This window comes from Rubritalea sp. (genome assembly GCF_039830215.1).
GTDB lineage: Bacteria > Verrucomicrobiota > Verrucomicrobiia > Verrucomicrobiales > Akkermansiaceae > Rubritalea.
The window spans coordinates 1-15,974 of sequence record NZ_JBDOPO010000332.1; the positions used below are offsets into that span (position 1 = coordinate 1).

Sequence of the window (15,974 nt, forward strand, 5' to 3'; positions counted from 1 at the left end):
CGCCAATCTCAGCATAAGTGAGCCCCTGTTTACGAAGAAGTACAGCTTGCTTGCGTCTATCTTCGAGTTGGCTAGGTGTGAGCGTACGTGCGTCTTGAAGTTTCATAGCTTATATCCAGCAGAAATAGTGCCAACTGGTTTTCCGCCTGATTAATAACATGAGATTTTGAGGTGTGATTCATTGCTAGCGAGGGATGGGCGCCAGGCAATGGAGCCATATTATTGACAACCGTGAATTCTATTCTAGGGTGAGATCGGAACTCTTTTCAATCGTTAGCCCCTTAGACGAGTTGTTTGAGGTTGGCTCGGATGCGGTATCCTTGCCGCTTTGGTTGAGTGCCAACTTTAGCAAGCCAGTCTAGAATGTCGGCTTCTAGTTCTTTGCAGGAGTCATTCCAGGTATCAGTTTTCTTAAGGACGTGGATACATTCTTCGACATGGCTGAAGTAGACTTCGTCAGCACCTGTGCTTTTCAGAAGATGGAGTTCGTCTTGAAGTTCTTTGAAAAAGGCCAGCTCGAAGCCGTCGCCAGCGTCGCGCGCTGCACGTTCCAAGGAAATAGTGATGGGCGGGGCAATAGGAACTAGTGCATTGGCTATAGAGCCATAACCAATACGTCTAAGCATGTGGGCTAGTCTCTTGTATAGGTCTTCGAGCTTGAGCAGACGCAGTGAACATTTGTGCTCTAAATAGTGAATGACACCTTCGTAGACATCCTCGGTGAATGCAAACCCATCTTGCTGGGCATCCACTGCAGCCTGCTCGATGGCCCTGCGGATCCATTGCGTGCTGTAGCCAGTGACTTGGTAGCGTCCTACTTGCAGGACTGGGAGATTACCGACGATGCATATCATAGTTTTGTGAGGTGGGGTTTATTAGTCTTTAAAAAGCGGGCGCTGGAGGGCGTTGCTGTGTGAGCGGTTCTCGAGCTTTTGGATTTCACGGATGAACTCACCAACGTCTTCGAACTGGCGATAGACGGAAACGTAGCGTACATAGGCTACAGGATCGATGTCATGGAGCTTGTCCATTACCTTGACACCAATGATGTTAGATGGGCATTCAGACAGGTGATCCTTGTGGAGTTCGGCGAGAATTTCTTCTACGGCGCGGTCCAATCGGTCCATCGAAACTGGACGTTTTTCGCAGGCTTTGACCAGCCCTCGCAATAGTTTCTCACGGTTGACAGTTTGGCGGGTGCCGTCGCGCTTCACCACTTGTAGCTCGGTGCGCTCAATTTGTTCGTAGGTCGTGTAACGGTAGCTGCACTGAAGGCAAACACGTCTGCGACGGGTAGTCGTTCCGTCTTTCGACATTCGAGAGTCGATGACTTTATCTTCTAGAGATCCACATTGAATACAGCGCATTGATACAGGTAAGTTGGGATTGTGTATGTGGAGTGAGCTCCGTGAAGTCTATGCTAAAAAAGAGGAATAAAATAATGCGGCTATCATAGTTAAGTGATCTAAACTAAAAGTTTTAAAATGATGGGAAGATTCGTGAGTTGTTCACAAAAAAAGACAGAAAATTGTAAAATGTTCGGTCTTGGCAAAAGTAGTTTGAGGTGCATAGTGCCGCAGTAATGAGCGAGCAGCCTACCAAATTAGTTGAGAAATCTGAAGCAGTTTCCATGCGCCAGGATCTAATGGTGCTGACAAAGGTACGTTTGAACGTATTTGTTTTGGTTACGACACTTTTTGGCTTTATCCTAGCGTCTAAATCCCAAACAGGAGCATTTACCTGGGGGATGGTCAATTGGTGGTTGTTATTCCATACTTTACTGGGCACTGCAGCTGCAGCCTTTGGAGCTGCAGCCTTCAACCAGCTAATGGAGATCGAGCAAGATCGCACGATGGATCGGACCAAGAATCGTCCATTGCCGTCCCAGCGCATGAGTGTGACGTCTGCTTTCATCATTGGCTGGGGCCTTTCTGCTTTTGGAGTGATTCACCTAGGTAATATGGTGAATGCCGAGGCGGCTTATATAGCTGCGGCTACGATAGGAATTTACGTTTTTGCTTACACCCCAATGAAGCGCCAACATTCTGCGAATACTTTAGTGGGAGCTATCCCTGGGGCAACACCGCCAATGATAGGCTGGGCAGCAGCAGGCTGCTCATGGTACGCTATGGAGTCATGGTATTTATTTGCTCTACTCTTTTTATGGCAATTGCCTCACTTTGTGGCGATCAACTGGTTTTGCCGTGAGCAATACGAAGAGGCTGGGTATAAAATGTGGTCAAATGGCGACGTGAGCGGCAAGAAGACGGCCCGCTTGGCATTGATCTATTCAGCGATGTTGACGCTGCTCGCTCCTCTAGCGTGCTTGCCGGGACTTGGGATGGCAGGTTGGGCTTTTGGTGTCGGAGGATTTTTAGCCGGAGCCTACATGTGTAAGCTGTCGGTCGATTTTGGACGGATTGGCGACCGTAAGTCGTCGCGCAAGTTGTTCTTTTTCACACTCTTGTATTTACCCTTAGCTCTCATACTTTTGACCATTAGTTGGAATTGAGTAGGTAGTACTCACTTTATAAAATCATCATGAATGTTTCTGAACTGGATCCCGCTGAACGCGACCCTAAGGCAATTCGCCGTACCGTAATTATACTTTGTCTTATGATGGCGGTGGGGGGGCCTGCGATTATTTGGGCATACTTCCAAAAAGACGCGAAGGATAGGCAGGAAATTCTCGATGGACGCTCGCCTCGTATTAGCCATTTGACGAAGAATTTTGCAGGCATTTGTCAAGACGGCGAGAGTCGTGGTCTTGATGACCTCGAAGGTAAAGTCTGGGTGGTTGCTCCGATCGTTCCGAATCACGCTGAGGAAAATAAAATCCAGCTAGCTAAGATGCAGGAGTTGGCAGAACGCTATAAAGGCCGTGAGGACTTTCACTTGGTATGTCTCTCTGTAGCTGACCCGACAAAGCATGGTTACGAGGAATTGGCGAAGATTGCCGATGAGGTCGGAGCAGATATCAAACAATGGTGGTTCATGGCTGCTGGTGAAGAGAAAATGATAGGCTACCTAAAGGATCATCTCAAGATGGCTCACATCAATGAGCGTAAAGCCGAGGATGCCAAAAAATTTGGTAAGTACGATGTGCCGGCGCAACTACGGGTGGTTGACCAAAGTCGCCGGGTGCGTGGTGAGCATCAACAGTTCGATTTCGATTTCGCCGCAGTGAGGCAATCTGAGGCTAGAGAGCAAGTCCGAAAAAATCCTAACTTATTAGAGGATAAAGACAGTTATGATGGAAAGTTGAGGGGGTTTTACTATGACATGGACAATATTTGGACCAAGCGCATGCACAAGGTCATCGATTACACGTTCAATGAAGATGAGGCCGACAAAGATCCAGATTACAACAAAGCGATTTTTGTTGTCCTATTGATTGTGGCATTCATCGCTTTCCAAGTAATTCGTTTGCGCAAACGCGCAAATGGGTAAAAGTGATATTAAAGGAAACAATCATCATGACGGATAAAAGCAAAATCATCGCAATATACACGGGAGTGGCAGTGATCGCTGTCAGCCTAATTATTTTTTTTAACTGGCTAGGAGGAGTACGACAGGCGCGCGCTTCCGAAAGTGAGCAGAAGCGCAAAGACGCCATGGCGTTGAGCATTGAAGACGTGGTGCAGCCGATCACCACTTTAAACAGGCAGCTGACTACCAATCTCAAGGGTGTGAACCAAGACGGTGATGCTGTTAGTCTTTTTGACATTAAAGGTAAGGTTGTCGTTTTTGCTCAGTTTTATTCACGCTGTAATATGTGTCTGGGCTACAATAAGATCATTATGCAAGAGCTTCACCAAGAACTCAAAGCGAACCCCAATGTACATTTTGTGACTGTCACGTTAGATCCAGAATTTGACACACCAGAAAAGCTACAAGAGTCAGCTAAAGTGTGGAATGCTGATAGCGACTCGTGGTGGATGATTAATGTACCAAAGGAGGAACTTACAAAATTTTGCCGTGAGCAACTTTGGTATATCGATTTCAAAGAGAATGAAAAGAAAACCGGCGCTTCAGATGCAATTACCCACGATATGGGAATTGCTGTGATCGATGCGCAATCGAGGCTGCAAGCGAAGGTGAATTTATTTGAGCTGTTAGCGAACGATCAAAAGGACGTCTATGAGGCAAAGAAAAGCCAATTGCTCGAGGTGATCGAGTTATCTCTTATGGATTCTAACAAAAATTAATAGTCTGTATTCTATGTCATCTTATAACGAATTTCTTCAACGCGAGCCAAAGCTAGCTCTATCTCAAACTCTAAAAACAGTAGCATGGGTGCTGACAGCAGTGGTGCTAGTATTGGTCGGGCTGATGCGTCGCCCCGAGTTGAAAATAGCATTGCCTGATGGGATTAATTTTGGATTTCTCCCGCCAGTGCATGCTATGTTGAATAGCGTTGTGGCTATCGCGCTTGTGGTGGCTGTACTAGCAATAAAAAACAAGAAAGTTAAACTACACACACGAGCAATCAATGTGGCTATGATTAGCTCTGTTCTGTTTTTACTTTGCTACGTGGCTTACCATTTTACTACCTCTGAAACCCTTTTCGGAGATCTAAACGGTGATGGGGTGGTAGATGAACAAGAAAAACTAGAAGCAGGTAGCGCGCGGACGGTCTATTTTGTATTCCTCATTAGCCACATCGTGTTAGCAGGAGTAAGTCTTCCGTTCATTTTGTTCACTTGGATCAACGGAGTGACCAATCAGTTTGCGAAACATAAAAAGTTGGCGCGCTGGGTCTTTCCTGTGTGGCTTTATGTGGCAGTGACTGGGCCGATCTGCTATTTCCTCCTCAAGCCCTACTATTGAGAAGCTAGATTATAAAATTTAAAGAAAGAGACGCATGAAAGTAATACGCTACCAAGATGCTCTGTACGCTGAATTTGTTCAGATATTAGACCGTCAAGCTATTCCAAGCTCAGACATCTATGAGACTGTGGCAGCCATTGTGGGGGCCGTGAAAAAGGACGGTAATAAAGCTGTGTATGAGTATACTCAAAAATTTGATAAGCTGACGTTGACTGATGAGACTCTCTACGTGAGTGAGGCTGAATTGGCTGAGGCTGAAGAATTGGTCGAAGATTCTGTGAAGGAAGCTATTGCTGCTTCGAAGAAGAATGTCCAAGCATTTGCTCATAAAAGTATGCGCCAAGATTGGAAGTATACTAATGCGGAAGGTGCTGAGGTAGGAGAGCGTTTTGTACCATACGACCGGGTTGGAGTGTATGTGCCGGGAGGTAAGGCGCCTCTTGTTTCAACAGCTCTGATGACGGCAGCCATTGGTCAAGCAGTGGGAGTGGAGAATATCTTAGCTGCTACTCCCGCTGGAGCCACCGGCAAGGTTAATCCATCTTTACTTTATGCTCTAAAGGAATCTGGTGCCACTGAAATCATCAAGGTTGGTGGAGCTCAGGCGATTGCAGCCATGGCTCTAGGAACTGAGACGGTGAAGCCAGTGGAGAAAATTTTTGGACCCGGAAACAGCTTTGTAGTGGAAGCAAAACGCCAGTTGGTGGGAGCAGTCTCTATCGACCTTTTACCTGGGCCAAGTGAGGTTCTTATCATCGCTGACGACTCAGCAAATCCTGCTTTTGTCGCTGCAGACTTGTTGGCTCAGGCAGAACACGGTGGTGACAGCGTGGTCGGATTTGCGACAACTTCGGTTGAGTTGTTAGCCAAGGTCGAGATTGAAGTAGAACGACAAATTAAGAATCTCTCCCGCTCTGAATACATCCGTAAAGTTCTCGATATTGGGACATTTGCATTGGTTGTTCCCCATTTGGAGGAAGCTGTGCGCATTTGTAATGTTTTCGCACCAGAACATCTCTCGCTCATCGTCGAAGACGAAGAGCGTTGGCTCGATCAGGTTAAAACAGCTGGAGCTATTTATGTGGGTAATTTCGCGGCTGTCGCTGTGGGGGATTTCCTCGCAGGACCCAGCCACACGCTACCTACCGGTGGTTCTGGTAAATCTTTTTCTGGCATACGTGCTGACCAATTTCAGCGCCGCACAAGCATTGTGCGTATGGATCAAGCAAGCGTGCAGAAGTCGGAGAAGTATGTTGCCGAGTTTGCCAGAGTGGAAGGACTCGACGCTCACGGTGCATCTGTGACTATCCGAGCGAACGCTCAATAGTGGACACAATTCATGCTTCACAGTCACATGGCCTCAGCATACAAAGAGGCCATGGAATTTAAAAATGTCACAGCACACGCGAAAGCCAATATTTACTTCGACGGGAACGTAGTCTCTCATGGGATTACCCTGAAAGATGGTACAACTAAAACCTGTGGAGTTATTTTTCAAGGAAGTTACCATTTCGGCACAGAAGCGGCTGAGCGTATGGAGATTATCGATGGAACGTGCAAGGTGAGACTCGATGGATCAGAGGTAGTAGAGACTTACGTAGCTGGCCAGCACTTTGATGTGGCTGCTGATTCAGGCTTCACTATCGAAGTGGGAGATCGACTAGCTCAGTACATTTGTTCATATATTCAAAACTAAGTACGGTTATTTTAGTTTAAAATGACCACACAAAAAAGCTCAGGCTGTATAGCCTGAGCTTTTTTGTGATTAACAAATTAGTTTTGAGTGTTGATGTTCCCTCTTACTTTTAGATTGGTTACTTTTGTAAATGAAATTTGGTCAATAATCTCATCTTCCCAAGGTGTTTCAGTAAGCTGTGCAACCAGTGTCCATTCACCTTTTGTCACAATGTACTCATCGAGGCCTGTGATGATACTGTCCTTAATATTAGTGAGTTCTTGGCTCACAGGAATATTTTTGATTGTTGTTTCATTAGACGGATTGTCATCTGGGTAGACGTAAAAACGAACCGTAGAATCTGGGTACATGTTGGTGATATTAAAAGTGGCATCAGGTATCTTGAAATACCTTTCAGAGCTGTCGATCCCCGTCAAACTACCCACATGTTTTGGTAGAATTTTTACTTCTTGCGAGGCAAATTCATCTGCGTCGATCTCAGCGTTTTCATTGATGGTGAAATTTATACTACCAGAAACCTTAGTTGAATCAGATCCGCCCATGAGAGGCATAGGCATGTATTTTACAGTTTTAGCTTGCACGTTGTCATCGATGGTCGAGAGCGTGAGTCTTTTGGTGCTAGTCTCGCTCATCAGTACCACAGAATTGAAGCGTGGATCCGCGATGTCTGATTCAGGAGTGAGATTCTGCACCGTATAGGTTACGTAAAAAGGCTTGTCCGCACGTGTGAAGGGCTCACTCGTCGCAGGGCCATCACTGATGATCGATAGTTCTGCAGATGGGGCGTGTGTGTATACTGTTTTTGAGTCTAGTGAGTACTCCTTAGATAGATTGCCAGTCTCTACAACAAAAAGGTCGTAGACTGTTTTGTTGAGAACGCCAAGTTTACCTTTTGCCCCATCAACATTTTCAATGTCAGTGTGGTATTCGTAATGTGGGGTTTCGCCAGGCTTACCAGTTATGAAGTGTGACTCCCTGATGTAGTTGGCGTATTCTCCTGCGCTACAAGCTATTGAGCTTACGAGTAATGTTATGTAGATTGTTTTCATTGAAGTGGCTTTCTATAGTGAAGACTTCTTTTCAGTTTCTTCAGTTTCCATAGCTTTAGGCGACACCGAGACTAGGTTGGTGCCTCGGCGAGCAATCACGAGTTTGTTGAGCTGTCGCAGACTCTTTTGTTGCTCGAGTGTGATGGTTGCTTTACCTATTGCTTGGTCGAATGAGACAGGAAACATATGGATCCATGATCCGTTAGCGGATAGAAATTTCTTCCAACTGACAAGTTTCCCTTTGGTTGTATTAGTCGCTATTTTACTTTCAAGGTCCTTAGGTAGCACAATGATGGAGCCTTTAGGAACCAGAGCCAATTTCCCTCGGCTGTGTAAAATGATTGATGTTTCTAGCAGGCCTTTCTTTTCCCTTTTACTAAAGCCTCTTGTAGAGTCTTTTTCCTCAGCGTGAAGTACTGCAGAACTGACTAAAAGTGTGGCGAATGAAGCAGCCATTGCTATCAGAGATGAAATTTTCATAGATGATGATTTATTTGATGGGAAATAAGAAGCCTCGGTTGTGAGATTAAGGTTTTCGTAAGTGGTTAATCGTTAGTGGTTTTTTCGGCCTTTTTTCTTAGCTTGATCTTTTTCGTGATCTTTTCTGTGTGACCTATCTTTTGGTTTGCCGCCGCCAGCATAGCCACAACCCTTAGAGGTGTCGTAGTCAGAATAATCGTGTTCATTTTTGGTTCCCTTAGTGTACTCACGGTTACTTTTCTTTCCACCTTTGCCTTCATCGTCCTCATAGGTACCGTCTCCGTCGTAGTCAGTGTCTAGCTCTCCATTTGGTCCACCTTGGCCCTCGCCAGGGTTGCTGACATCAATGCCGTCAATATTGTTACCGTGACCGTTATTTGATTTACCGCCATTAACCTTATCCATAGCCTCGCCTTTTGCTGATCCTATCTGAGTTTCTATATCTGAAAAACTGACAAGAACAATGGAGTCTTGCATGTCATAGCCTGAGCTTGAAGTGTCAGTATGCGTGAGTTCTGCTGCATAAATGATGTCGAGGTCGCCTATACTCAATGTGCCATCAGGCCCCTGTGAGTAATCCTGCATGTACTTCTCTGCGGAAGTCGCGAGCTCGTCACTGGCTGGGTTTGACGGAGGCTTTTGGCCTTTGGTGAGCACTTGAATTTCGGAAGATGAGTTGTATATCCACTCGTCGTAACCAGTATAGCGTGAGCGAAATTGAATTTTAACCCCAGGTTCAACCTCTTTTTCGATCAGGATATCGGTCGTGTCGACCGCGCGGCCAGGCCCTGTGAAAATATGCTCCCAAGGACCAGTTCCGAACTTAATTTCTGAAACTGAGTCATATTCATTACCCCTACGGTCGGTAATGCCTGTACCAATCATACTGACTTTAACCAGAACCTTTTTAGTGGTTGTCACAGTATCAGTGTTTTCATCAATATCTACCACATCAGTGACGTCTATAGGGTGGGTGATTTCCCAGGAAAGATTTGGAATGACATTAGGAACCACAACTGTGGCGTCAATGTGGAGCTTACCTATTGGAATGGATGGCTCGGCAGCTTGAGTGTAAGTTACCAATGCAGCCGTTGTACTGACTAGAGTTAATAATTTTTGAGTTTTCATTCTTTAGTGTATTCGGTTTTGCAGAGACGATTTATGGCTCTAAAATACAAATATGAGTCTTAGTGCGGAGCTCAGTGTGAGATTTATTCTTCGTCTAGTATATAGTTTATATTACAGTTTTTTTACTAAATTGATGTCTACATAATTTCTTGATGATGTTTTATTTTAGAGTGTTATGATATTTAGTAGAGCAAATAGATTCGTTTTCTTTTGTACATTATGCCCTTTAATCACTCTTGCTGTAAATCGAACTTTTAGGATGCTCGGTTCATGCGGGCTTGTTGAATAGTCACTAAGCTCAGCTTTTGTAAGGGTTTGTTGGTTACCATAAGTACCTTAAATTTTTGAACATTCTTGCTTTTTTGCGGGTGAATAATTCACTTTTACAATTGTAATTGTGAATTAAGGTACTCAATAGGTTTGTTACCTTGGCAACAAAAGAGGAATGATTTGCTTCAAACAAAACTCAGAGAGCTGAACTCTCTGAGTTGCAAGGTGGAGAATGCGTGTGTTGAGATCCTTAGAATTTTCCTAGCGTGTCTTGCCAGATTTCGCGGCTGTCTTGTAGGAGCTTTTCATGGTCTCGGTCGGAGAGGGTTTCATCTGCTTTAGCTTTGTCTTCTTGGGCTTCTAGGGAATCGATTTTACGACGAAGTGATTTAATATCGCCTGAGCTGAGTCGGTCGGTGGCTTCACCGAAGCGAATGGCTTCTTCCATCTGGAATTGGAGGCGGTTAACGTTTGGAGTGATGATGCCTGCAGGTACTTTCTCCGTCATTTTGGCTTTGATTGATTTCTTAATTTGGCTGAGTTCTTCTGAGGTTTTTGTGAAGCTAGCGGCATCTCCAGCTGCGAGGTGTTTAGCTCCGACCTTGAGAAGGTAGTTGATAGCGTCTCGTGCGTCTTGTTCGCTGATGCGGTCTTCGGTGACGGCTCTTTGGATAGAGTGGTAGAGCTGGCTGTGCTCGGCCCTAAGGCGGGATTCTGATTTGGTATAATACTCGCCACCACCAGAGGTGAGCCGCTGGTGTGCAGAGAATTTATCTTTGAGTACACCAAATTCTGAGGTGTCACCTACGACTGATTTTACTGCATGTTTACGGTGTTTTTTGTGACCTATTTTTCCTTTAGCTTGAGCAGAGGTTGAGACTATGATGAGGCTGAGAGCGAGAATCGATGTGAATGTGTTTTTCATGTATCGTGGGTTTGGGTTATGAAACATGAAACTGCATTTTAGTCTAAGAGTTGCAGAGAAGGCTCATTTATTTTTAGCTCAAGTGCTCTTGCGTATGATTCTGAGTTGTGTTTTACATGTAGCCATGGCAAAGCAAGTAACTCCCGAACACTATGAGCTAAAGGTTGTACTCTATCAGATCGAACCTAGTATATGGCGTGAGGTTTCGATACCTTCGTCAGCTACTTTCTTAGAGTTGCACCATGTGCTCCAAGCTGCGATGGGCTGGGAGGATAAACACTTGCACGAGTTTCGTCATGGCAAAGGAAAGCGTCTCACGAGTGTGATCGCTTCAGTGGACGAAGACATTGTGCAGGGGGATGATTTTCGTGACGAAAACGAGGTGACTCTTAAAGAGATGCTAGGTCGCAAAAGGTTTCCGGCTCGGATGCTTTATCGTTACGATTTCAGAGAAGACTGGATTCATGAAATCGCCTTTTTACGTAAAGTCGAGTGCGACGAAGGTATGGCAAAAGTGTTAGATGGTGAGCGCAATTGCCCGCCAGAAGACGCCGGCGGGGCTCACGGCTACCAGGCATGCGTTGATGGCGACCTTGACTGGATGGATGATAATTATGATCCAGCAAAGTTTGATGCTAAGCTGGCACAAAACCGTGTGGCAAAGGTTAAGATTGGGTAGAAAGTAACCCTTTATTTAGGAAAAGTAATCCTTTAGCAGAGTGTTGAGAGCTTTACGAAAAGGGCTTGGTAAGGGAAGCGCTGGAAGTTTTGTTAGTGGATGCCAAGCTTCATTTTCCTGAAGCACTATTTTTTTCGGTGCCTGATACACATAAAGAGTTACTTTGTGATGGGTGATAGCGTAGTTGTCCTCAAGTAATAACGGCTGGTTTTCCAGCTCGTGCGCTAGGCGCTCTGGGAGCTTCCACATACCTGACCTCCGTGCTGATCCGCGGGCTTGGTGTAAGAGAATAGTCTGGTTTGTTGAATTCAGTGCAAGCATGCACAACTCATCTAACAAGACAGTTTTCTTGCGTGCTTTTTTTAGAGGAAGTTTGGTCGGGTCAGTAGCTGAGCACCAAGTTCTCACGGGGCAAACGTCACACTTTGGTGACTTATTTGTGCAGATTTGTTGGCCAAGCTCCATCAGGGCAGAGTTATAAAGTCTCGGGTGATCTTTTGACACTAAGGCTTCAGCCCATAGCCACAGTTGTTTGGTGCCAGTGGTGCTATCGACGCGTTCTTGGTAATCGAAAACCCTAGAGAAAATGCGTGCGACATTAGCATCGACCAGTGGTTGGCATTGGTCATAGGCAAATGAGGCGACGGCGCCAGCGGTGTATCGACCGATTCCCGGTAGATCGAGAATCTCGGAATGTAGCGTTGGGAATGTGCCATTGTGATTTTCACAGATTGCTTTGGCTGCTTTTTGTAGGTTTCTCACTCGCCTGTAATAGCCGAGGCCCTCCCAAGCGCTGAGGATTTCTTGCTCGGGTGCATCAGCGATCGATGCAGGTGTGGGGTAGCGCTCAAGAAACCGGGTGTAAAATCCTTTTCCGAGGACAGTGGCGACTTGGGTTTGTTGGAGCATGACTTCCGAAACCAAGATGTGCCAGGGATCGGTCGTTTGTCGCCATGGGTAGTCTTTGGCGACAAGCTTAAACCAATCAACGAGAGCTGATTGGAATAACCGAGTTTGTTTGGGTGTAAGCATTTTAGGTTGATGTCGGGATGGCGCTGATTGTGGCGGTTAGGCTATGTTCGGCTCCAGGGGCGAGGTTGTACACATCTTCTAGCGCATTAGAGGTCTCTACGCAAACGAAGTCATGGAACTCATCGTCTGCTAAGTCGGCTAACGATTTGGACTTTTCAGTCCAAGGGTTCCACACAACTGTTGATAGGCTGCCTGTCTTTTCAACGGTAATATCGCGCTTGAATCCTGGGTCGTGAATGACAACTGTTTTGTCAGTTTGAAGATACACCGTGTCGACTTCGGATTTGAAGTGGATGGAACCTTCTTGGAGTTTTGTTGTTCCGTCTAGAGCATCGAGATAAGTGGAGTTTTCAAGCCCGCTGAGAGTGGTTTTTCCGATGTCACTGACATAAAAGTAGCTGTGTAATGCTCCTCCTATAGTGACTGGAGTGTTACCATTGTTAGTGGTTTTTAGCGCTAAACTTAGTGATTGCCCGACTCTGATGGTGAGGCTGACACTTGTGTCGTCTTGGCAGATGTCGATAGTCTGAGTGTTCAGTTGTAGCGTGACTTCAGTGAATTCTTCAGTGCTGTGACTGCTAGCTAATTGCCAGAATCGGTTTCTAGCAACTCCATGGGCTGGCATGGACTGATCGTTTGGATGGGCTCCAAACCACGGCCAACAAATGGGAATGCCTCCGCGGATGGCTTTTCCTTCTGTGAATATTGCTTCTCGGCTCGTAAAAATGACGGGTTCTTGATCGCGTGGAATCCAATCAATAACGTGAGCTCCGTGAAGAGCAATAGTTGCCGAGGCGTGAGCATTGCTGATACGGATGGTTGGATAGCCAGGGGCAAAATCTTCATACCAAAGTTCAAATGGGATGAGGTGCTTTTTTGAGAGCGTTGGAGCCATGGGTATAGGCTGTATTGGTTCTCGTTGGAGTCAACTGATAAGCACCTCATTTGTTCTAACAACCATGATGTGGAGAAATCACTGGAACTTCGGAGTTGATCGCACATTTGGCTGTGGTTCACTGGTGGGAATGGAGGTGAAAGAACTCATAGAGGCATGCGATAGAGAGTTACAGGCGATGGGGGCTCAGCGTGAGTTACTCTGTGAAGTGGAGGGTTTTCCTATATACGGCTACACGCTCATGCGGAGAATGAGTGAGAGAACTGTCTATCTATCGTCGGGCATACATGGTGATGAGCCGGCAGGGCCATTAGCATTGTTAGAGCTCTTGAAAGAAAGGGTTCTTAACGAATCGTGCTCGTGGTACGTGTGTCCAATTTTAAATCCGACTGGGCTTCAGGCGGGGACACGTGAGAATTATCAGGGCTTTGATTTGAACCGCGATTACCTCAACTGCAAATCTTTTGAGGTAGCTTCTCACGCAAAATGGATAGAGGGGATAAAGTGCGATTTTGCGATTTCTTTGCATGAAGACTGGGAGAGTTCGGGCTTCTATTTTTATGAAATAAATCAATTAGAGGATCGCCCCCAACGCTACGCTCGGATGGTTGAAGCGCTTGCCCCTACGATGCCGATGGAGCCCGAGTCTCTCATCGACGACCATGAAGTTCGAGAGGCTGGGTGGATTTACCATGGAAGTGAACCTGATGAGCCGAAACATTGGCCAGAAGCTATTTTCCTAGCGGTGCAAGGATGCCCGCTATCCTTTACCTTCGAAACGCCGAGTAGTCTTGAGTTGTCGCTGCGCGTGAAGGCGCATAAAGTGGCAGTTTGCGCAGCACTGAGAATCTGTATCTAGTATTGATGTTGATATGTGTGCAGAATTTACTTACTTTTTTAGCTGATCATCTTTATAATTAACATCACTGGACTATTTCAAGTAGATCAGAGTTATGGGAAAAGCAGTTGAAAAAGAATGGTTTTATCTGAGCCTGGGGCACCGTCGAGGTCCGGTGACTTCTGAGGAAATTTGCCATAAAATAGCAAAGCAGGAGGTCTACCTTGACTCGACTCAAGTGTGGAAACAGGGGATGAAACAGTGGGTCAACCTAGCTGAAGCCAAGCCTTTTGATGCTGAGGTTAAGAAAATTAGAGCTGCTGCCGCCCAAGCAGATGCTCGTGTGATAAGTTCGATCGGTACAACGGGTAGAGATGAAGATATCAAGTGTAGTGGCGTTTCCAGAGCTCTCTTTAACTTATACTTTTATTTTGGCTGGTTTATTCCAGTAGCTCTGGCAATCGCCATTCTAACAGAGCTTCAAGTGTATCAAATACTCACGCCATCGAGAGTTAGTTCTAGTCTCTTTTTTAAAGTGCTACCATTACTGGCATTGGCTGTCACGACTTGGCAAATCGCTGCGAATCGAATGCAGCATGCTGGGTACGCAAAAGCACACGGGTTAGGAGTTTTCGTGCCAGTATACAACTTATGGGTTTATATGATATGTTTGTTTGCTCCCAGAAATTACGGTCACCGCAAAAAAAATGGAGCAGGGGCAATTTTTTACGTGCTTCTGTTTGGGGTGTTTACTGCCGGTAGTGGTTTGTTTTTTTGGGCTAAAGAAGGGATGAAGAACTTGTCACCACTCTCGATGACTGTAAATATGACCGAATTTTATAAGGATAAAACTGGTTACACCTCTCGTTTCAACGCAAACGCGAGTAGAGATGCTAGCTCAAAAGCGCGTCAGGAGCAGATGATTAAACAGAAAAAAAATGAGCGTGAGTAGTCAAAAGGAAGTATGCGCGAGAGACCGCAGACTACATCTCGCTTGGCTCTAGCAGGCGATTGTATCTCTCGATTTTTTTTGCCCTTCCCGTTGTAGGGTCAATCTCAGCAATCACTCCGCAAAGTCTCACTGGGCCCTTGGCTACAGGGAAGCGAGTAGGGAGCGATGATTTAAAACGATAGATAATGCTCTCTACATTTCGACCTAAAACGGAGGTTTCAGGGCCACACATACCAGCATCAGTAATATGGGCTGTTCCATTTGGCAGGATACGTTCGTCAGCGGTTTGGACGTGGGTGTGAGTGCCTACGATGACGGAGGCTTTCCCATCGAGATGGTAGCCCATCGCGATTTTCTCACTGGTAGTTTCGGCGTGGAAATCGAGGAAGATCATTTTGATGTCTTCTTTTATAAGAGCATCGACTGTGTCTTCTAGAATGATGAAGGGGTTCTCTAGAGCTTGGCCCATGAAGGTGCGGCCTTGGGCATTGAGAACGGCTAATTTCCCAGCGGGTGTATCGATAGTAATGAGGCCACTCCCTGGGACGCCTTCGGGATAGTTTATTGGGCGCAAAATGCGGTTCTCTGTACTGAGGTGAGCCGCTAACTCGCGTTGGTCCCAGGCATGATCACCGGTGGTGATGACATCTACACCAGCCTTGAATAGGTCGTTGGCTATGGAGGGGGTAATGCCTCGACCGCCAGCTGAGTTTTCGCCATTTACAATAATGAAATCGATAGCATGTTCCTTCTGAATAAGAGGAAGGAATTTGATCACTGACTTTCTGCCGGGTTCACCGACTATGTCTCCTAAAAAAAGAATGCGCATTGCGTAACTTGGTCTTCGTTTCATTCGTAAACAGATGTAGTATCTGCTGTAGCAGTTCGACGAGCAAACCACACCACCTCCAGCGATACCAGCCCTATCACTACCATGCCCCGTAAAAACTTAGCTTTGGAAATCTCCCTAGTTGTCAGCGTCTTGCTTGGAGCGTTCATTGTGCAAGCTGTGGTTTCACAAACGAAGCCCCCAAAAATGCCCAAATTTGAAACGTCCAACCAACTCGAGCCAACTTCAATAATAGTGGAAGGAGTCACTGCGGCCATTGGCGCTAATGATGAGCCTAACGAGGCCGTTCCCGCGGAGTATGATGCGCATCAATCAGCTCTTGGTCATGCGCCGCAATGGGATGATTTGGA

19 protein-coding genes are annotated in these 15,974 nt (G+C 46.0%); 10 read left to right on the forward strand and 9 right to left on the reverse strand.

Annotated elements, in window-relative coordinates:
- Nucleotides 1-281: 281 nt before the first annotated feature.
- On the reverse strand, nucleotides 282-854 hold the full coding sequence (locus tag ABGY95_RS11185; protein ID WP_347441766.1) for a hypothetical protein: 573 nt from the start codon (nucleotides 852-854) through the stop codon (nucleotides 282-284).
- 21 nt (nucleotides 855-875) lie between these two features.
- Nucleotides 876-1,367, reverse strand: a complete 492-nt coding sequence (gene nrdR / locus ABGY95_RS11190; RefSeq protein ID WP_347441767.1) for a transcriptional regulator NrdR — start codon at nucleotides 1,365-1,367, stop codon at nucleotides 876-878.
- A 215-nt stretch (nucleotides 1,368-1,582) separates the two neighbouring features.
- Here nrdR and cyoE point away from each other — a divergent pair, with 215 nt between their 5' ends.
- Genes cyoE through ABGY95_RS11220 form a run of 6 tightly spaced genes read left to right on the forward strand, consistent with a single transcriptional unit; the run spans nucleotide 1,583 to nucleotide 6,526 of the window.
- Nucleotides 1,583-2,512 (forward strand): heme o synthase, encoded by a 930-nt coding sequence (gene cyoE, locus ABGY95_RS11195; RefSeq protein WP_347441768.1) that lies wholly within the window; start codon nucleotides 1,583-1,585, stop codon nucleotides 2,510-2,512.
- 29 nt (nucleotides 2,513-2,541) lie between these two features.
- A complete protein-coding gene (locus ABGY95_RS11200; protein ID WP_347441769.1) occupies nucleotides 2,542-3,450 on the forward strand; it encodes a hypothetical protein in 909 nt (302 codons plus the stop codon).
- Between the two features lie 26 nt (nucleotides 3,451-3,476).
- Entirely contained in the window at nucleotides 3,477-4,208 is a 732-nt protein-coding gene (locus ABGY95_RS11205; protein ID WP_347441770.1) for an SCO family protein, read from the forward strand.
- A gap of 13 nt (nucleotides 4,209-4,221) precedes the next feature.
- Nucleotides 4,222-4,830, forward strand: coding sequence for a DUF420 domain-containing protein (locus ABGY95_RS11210; protein ID WP_347441771.1), 609 nt, complete (start codon nucleotides 4,222-4,224; stop codon nucleotides 4,828-4,830).
- A gap of 34 nt (nucleotides 4,831-4,864) precedes the next feature.
- Nucleotides 4,865-6,157, forward strand: a complete 1,293-nt coding sequence (gene hisD / locus ABGY95_RS11215) for a histidinol dehydrogenase (protein ID WP_347441772.1) — start codon at nucleotides 4,865-4,867, stop codon at nucleotides 6,155-6,157.
- A gap of 12 nt (nucleotides 6,158-6,169) precedes the next feature.
- Nucleotides 6,170-6,526: a pyrimidine/purine nucleoside phosphorylase gene (locus tag ABGY95_RS11220; RefSeq protein WP_347441773.1), complete on the forward strand. Its 357-nt coding sequence runs from the start codon at nucleotides 6,170-6,172 to the stop codon at nucleotides 6,524-6,526.
- A 77-nt stretch (nucleotides 6,527-6,603) separates the two neighbouring features.
- On the opposite strand, the gene ABGY95_RS11225 is transcribed toward ABGY95_RS11220, so the two are convergent.
- The 4 genes from ABGY95_RS11225 to ABGY95_RS11240 form a co-directional block, all read right to left on the reverse strand.
- On the reverse strand, nucleotides 6,604-7,575 hold the full coding sequence (locus ABGY95_RS11225) for a hypothetical protein (RefSeq protein WP_347441774.1): 972 nt from the start codon (nucleotides 7,573-7,575) through the stop codon (nucleotides 6,604-6,606).
- A 12-nt stretch (nucleotides 7,576-7,587) separates the two neighbouring features.
- Nucleotides 7,588-8,055: a hypothetical protein gene (locus tag ABGY95_RS11230; RefSeq protein WP_347441775.1), complete on the reverse strand. Its 468-nt coding sequence runs from the start codon at nucleotides 8,053-8,055 to the stop codon at nucleotides 7,588-7,590.
- A 72-nt stretch (nucleotides 8,056-8,127) separates the two neighbouring features.
- Nucleotides 8,128-9,183, reverse strand: a complete 1,056-nt coding sequence (locus ABGY95_RS11235; RefSeq protein WP_347441776.1) for a hypothetical protein — start codon at nucleotides 9,181-9,183, stop codon at nucleotides 8,128-8,130.
- A 520-nt stretch (nucleotides 9,184-9,703) separates the two neighbouring features.
- Nucleotides 9,704-10,378, reverse strand: coding sequence for a hypothetical protein (locus ABGY95_RS11240; protein WP_347441777.1), 675 nt, complete (start codon nucleotides 10,376-10,378; stop codon nucleotides 9,704-9,706).
- A gap of 124 nt (nucleotides 10,379-10,502) precedes the next feature.
- Here ABGY95_RS11240 and ABGY95_RS11245 point away from each other — a divergent pair, with 124 nt between their 5' ends.
- A complete protein-coding gene (locus ABGY95_RS11245) occupies nucleotides 10,503-11,057 on the forward strand; it encodes a plasmid pRiA4b ORF-3 family protein (protein WP_347441778.1) in 555 nt (184 codons plus the stop codon).
- A 15-nt stretch (nucleotides 11,058-11,072) separates the two neighbouring features.
- Here the strand turns inward: ABGY95_RS11245 and ABGY95_RS11250 are convergent, their stop codons facing one another.
- Nucleotides 11,073-12,089: an A/G-specific adenine glycosylase gene (locus ABGY95_RS11250; protein WP_347441779.1), complete on the reverse strand. Its 1,017-nt coding sequence runs from the start codon at nucleotides 12,087-12,089 to the stop codon at nucleotides 11,073-11,075.
- A gap of 1 nt (nucleotide 12,090) precedes the next feature.
- Nucleotides 12,091-12,984, reverse strand: coding sequence for a D-hexose-6-phosphate mutarotase (locus ABGY95_RS11255; protein WP_347441780.1), 894 nt, complete (start codon nucleotides 12,982-12,984; stop codon nucleotides 12,091-12,093).
- Nucleotides 12,985-13,048: 64 nt separating this feature from the next.
- On the opposite strand from ABGY95_RS11255, the gene ABGY95_RS11260 reads away from it, so the two are divergent.
- Together ABGY95_RS11260 and ABGY95_RS11265 are read left to right on the forward strand one after the other, a co-directional pair.
- A complete protein-coding gene (locus ABGY95_RS11260; RefSeq protein WP_347441781.1) occupies nucleotides 13,049-13,843 on the forward strand; it encodes a M14 family metallocarboxypeptidase in 795 nt (264 codons plus the stop codon).
- A 94-nt stretch (nucleotides 13,844-13,937) separates the two neighbouring features.
- Nucleotides 13,938-14,774 carry a DUF4339 domain-containing protein gene (locus ABGY95_RS11265; RefSeq protein ID WP_347441782.1) on the forward strand — a complete coding sequence of 279 codons (837 nt, stop codon included), beginning with the start codon at nucleotides 13,938-13,940 and terminating at the stop codon, nucleotides 14,772-14,774.
- 31 nt (nucleotides 14,775-14,805) lie between these two features.
- Here the strand turns inward: ABGY95_RS11265 and ABGY95_RS11270 are convergent, their stop codons facing one another.
- Complete coding sequence (locus tag ABGY95_RS11270) at nucleotides 14,806-15,603, reverse strand: TIGR00282 family metallophosphoesterase (RefSeq protein ID WP_347441784.1); 798 nt, start codon at nucleotides 15,601-15,603, stop codon at nucleotides 14,806-14,808.
- A gap of 105 nt (nucleotides 15,604-15,708) precedes the next feature.
- Here ABGY95_RS11270 and ABGY95_RS11275 point away from each other — a divergent pair.
- A partial coding sequence (locus ABGY95_RS11275) for a hypothetical protein (RefSeq protein WP_347441783.1) occupies nucleotides 15,709-15,974 on the forward strand: 266 nt, incomplete at its 3' end.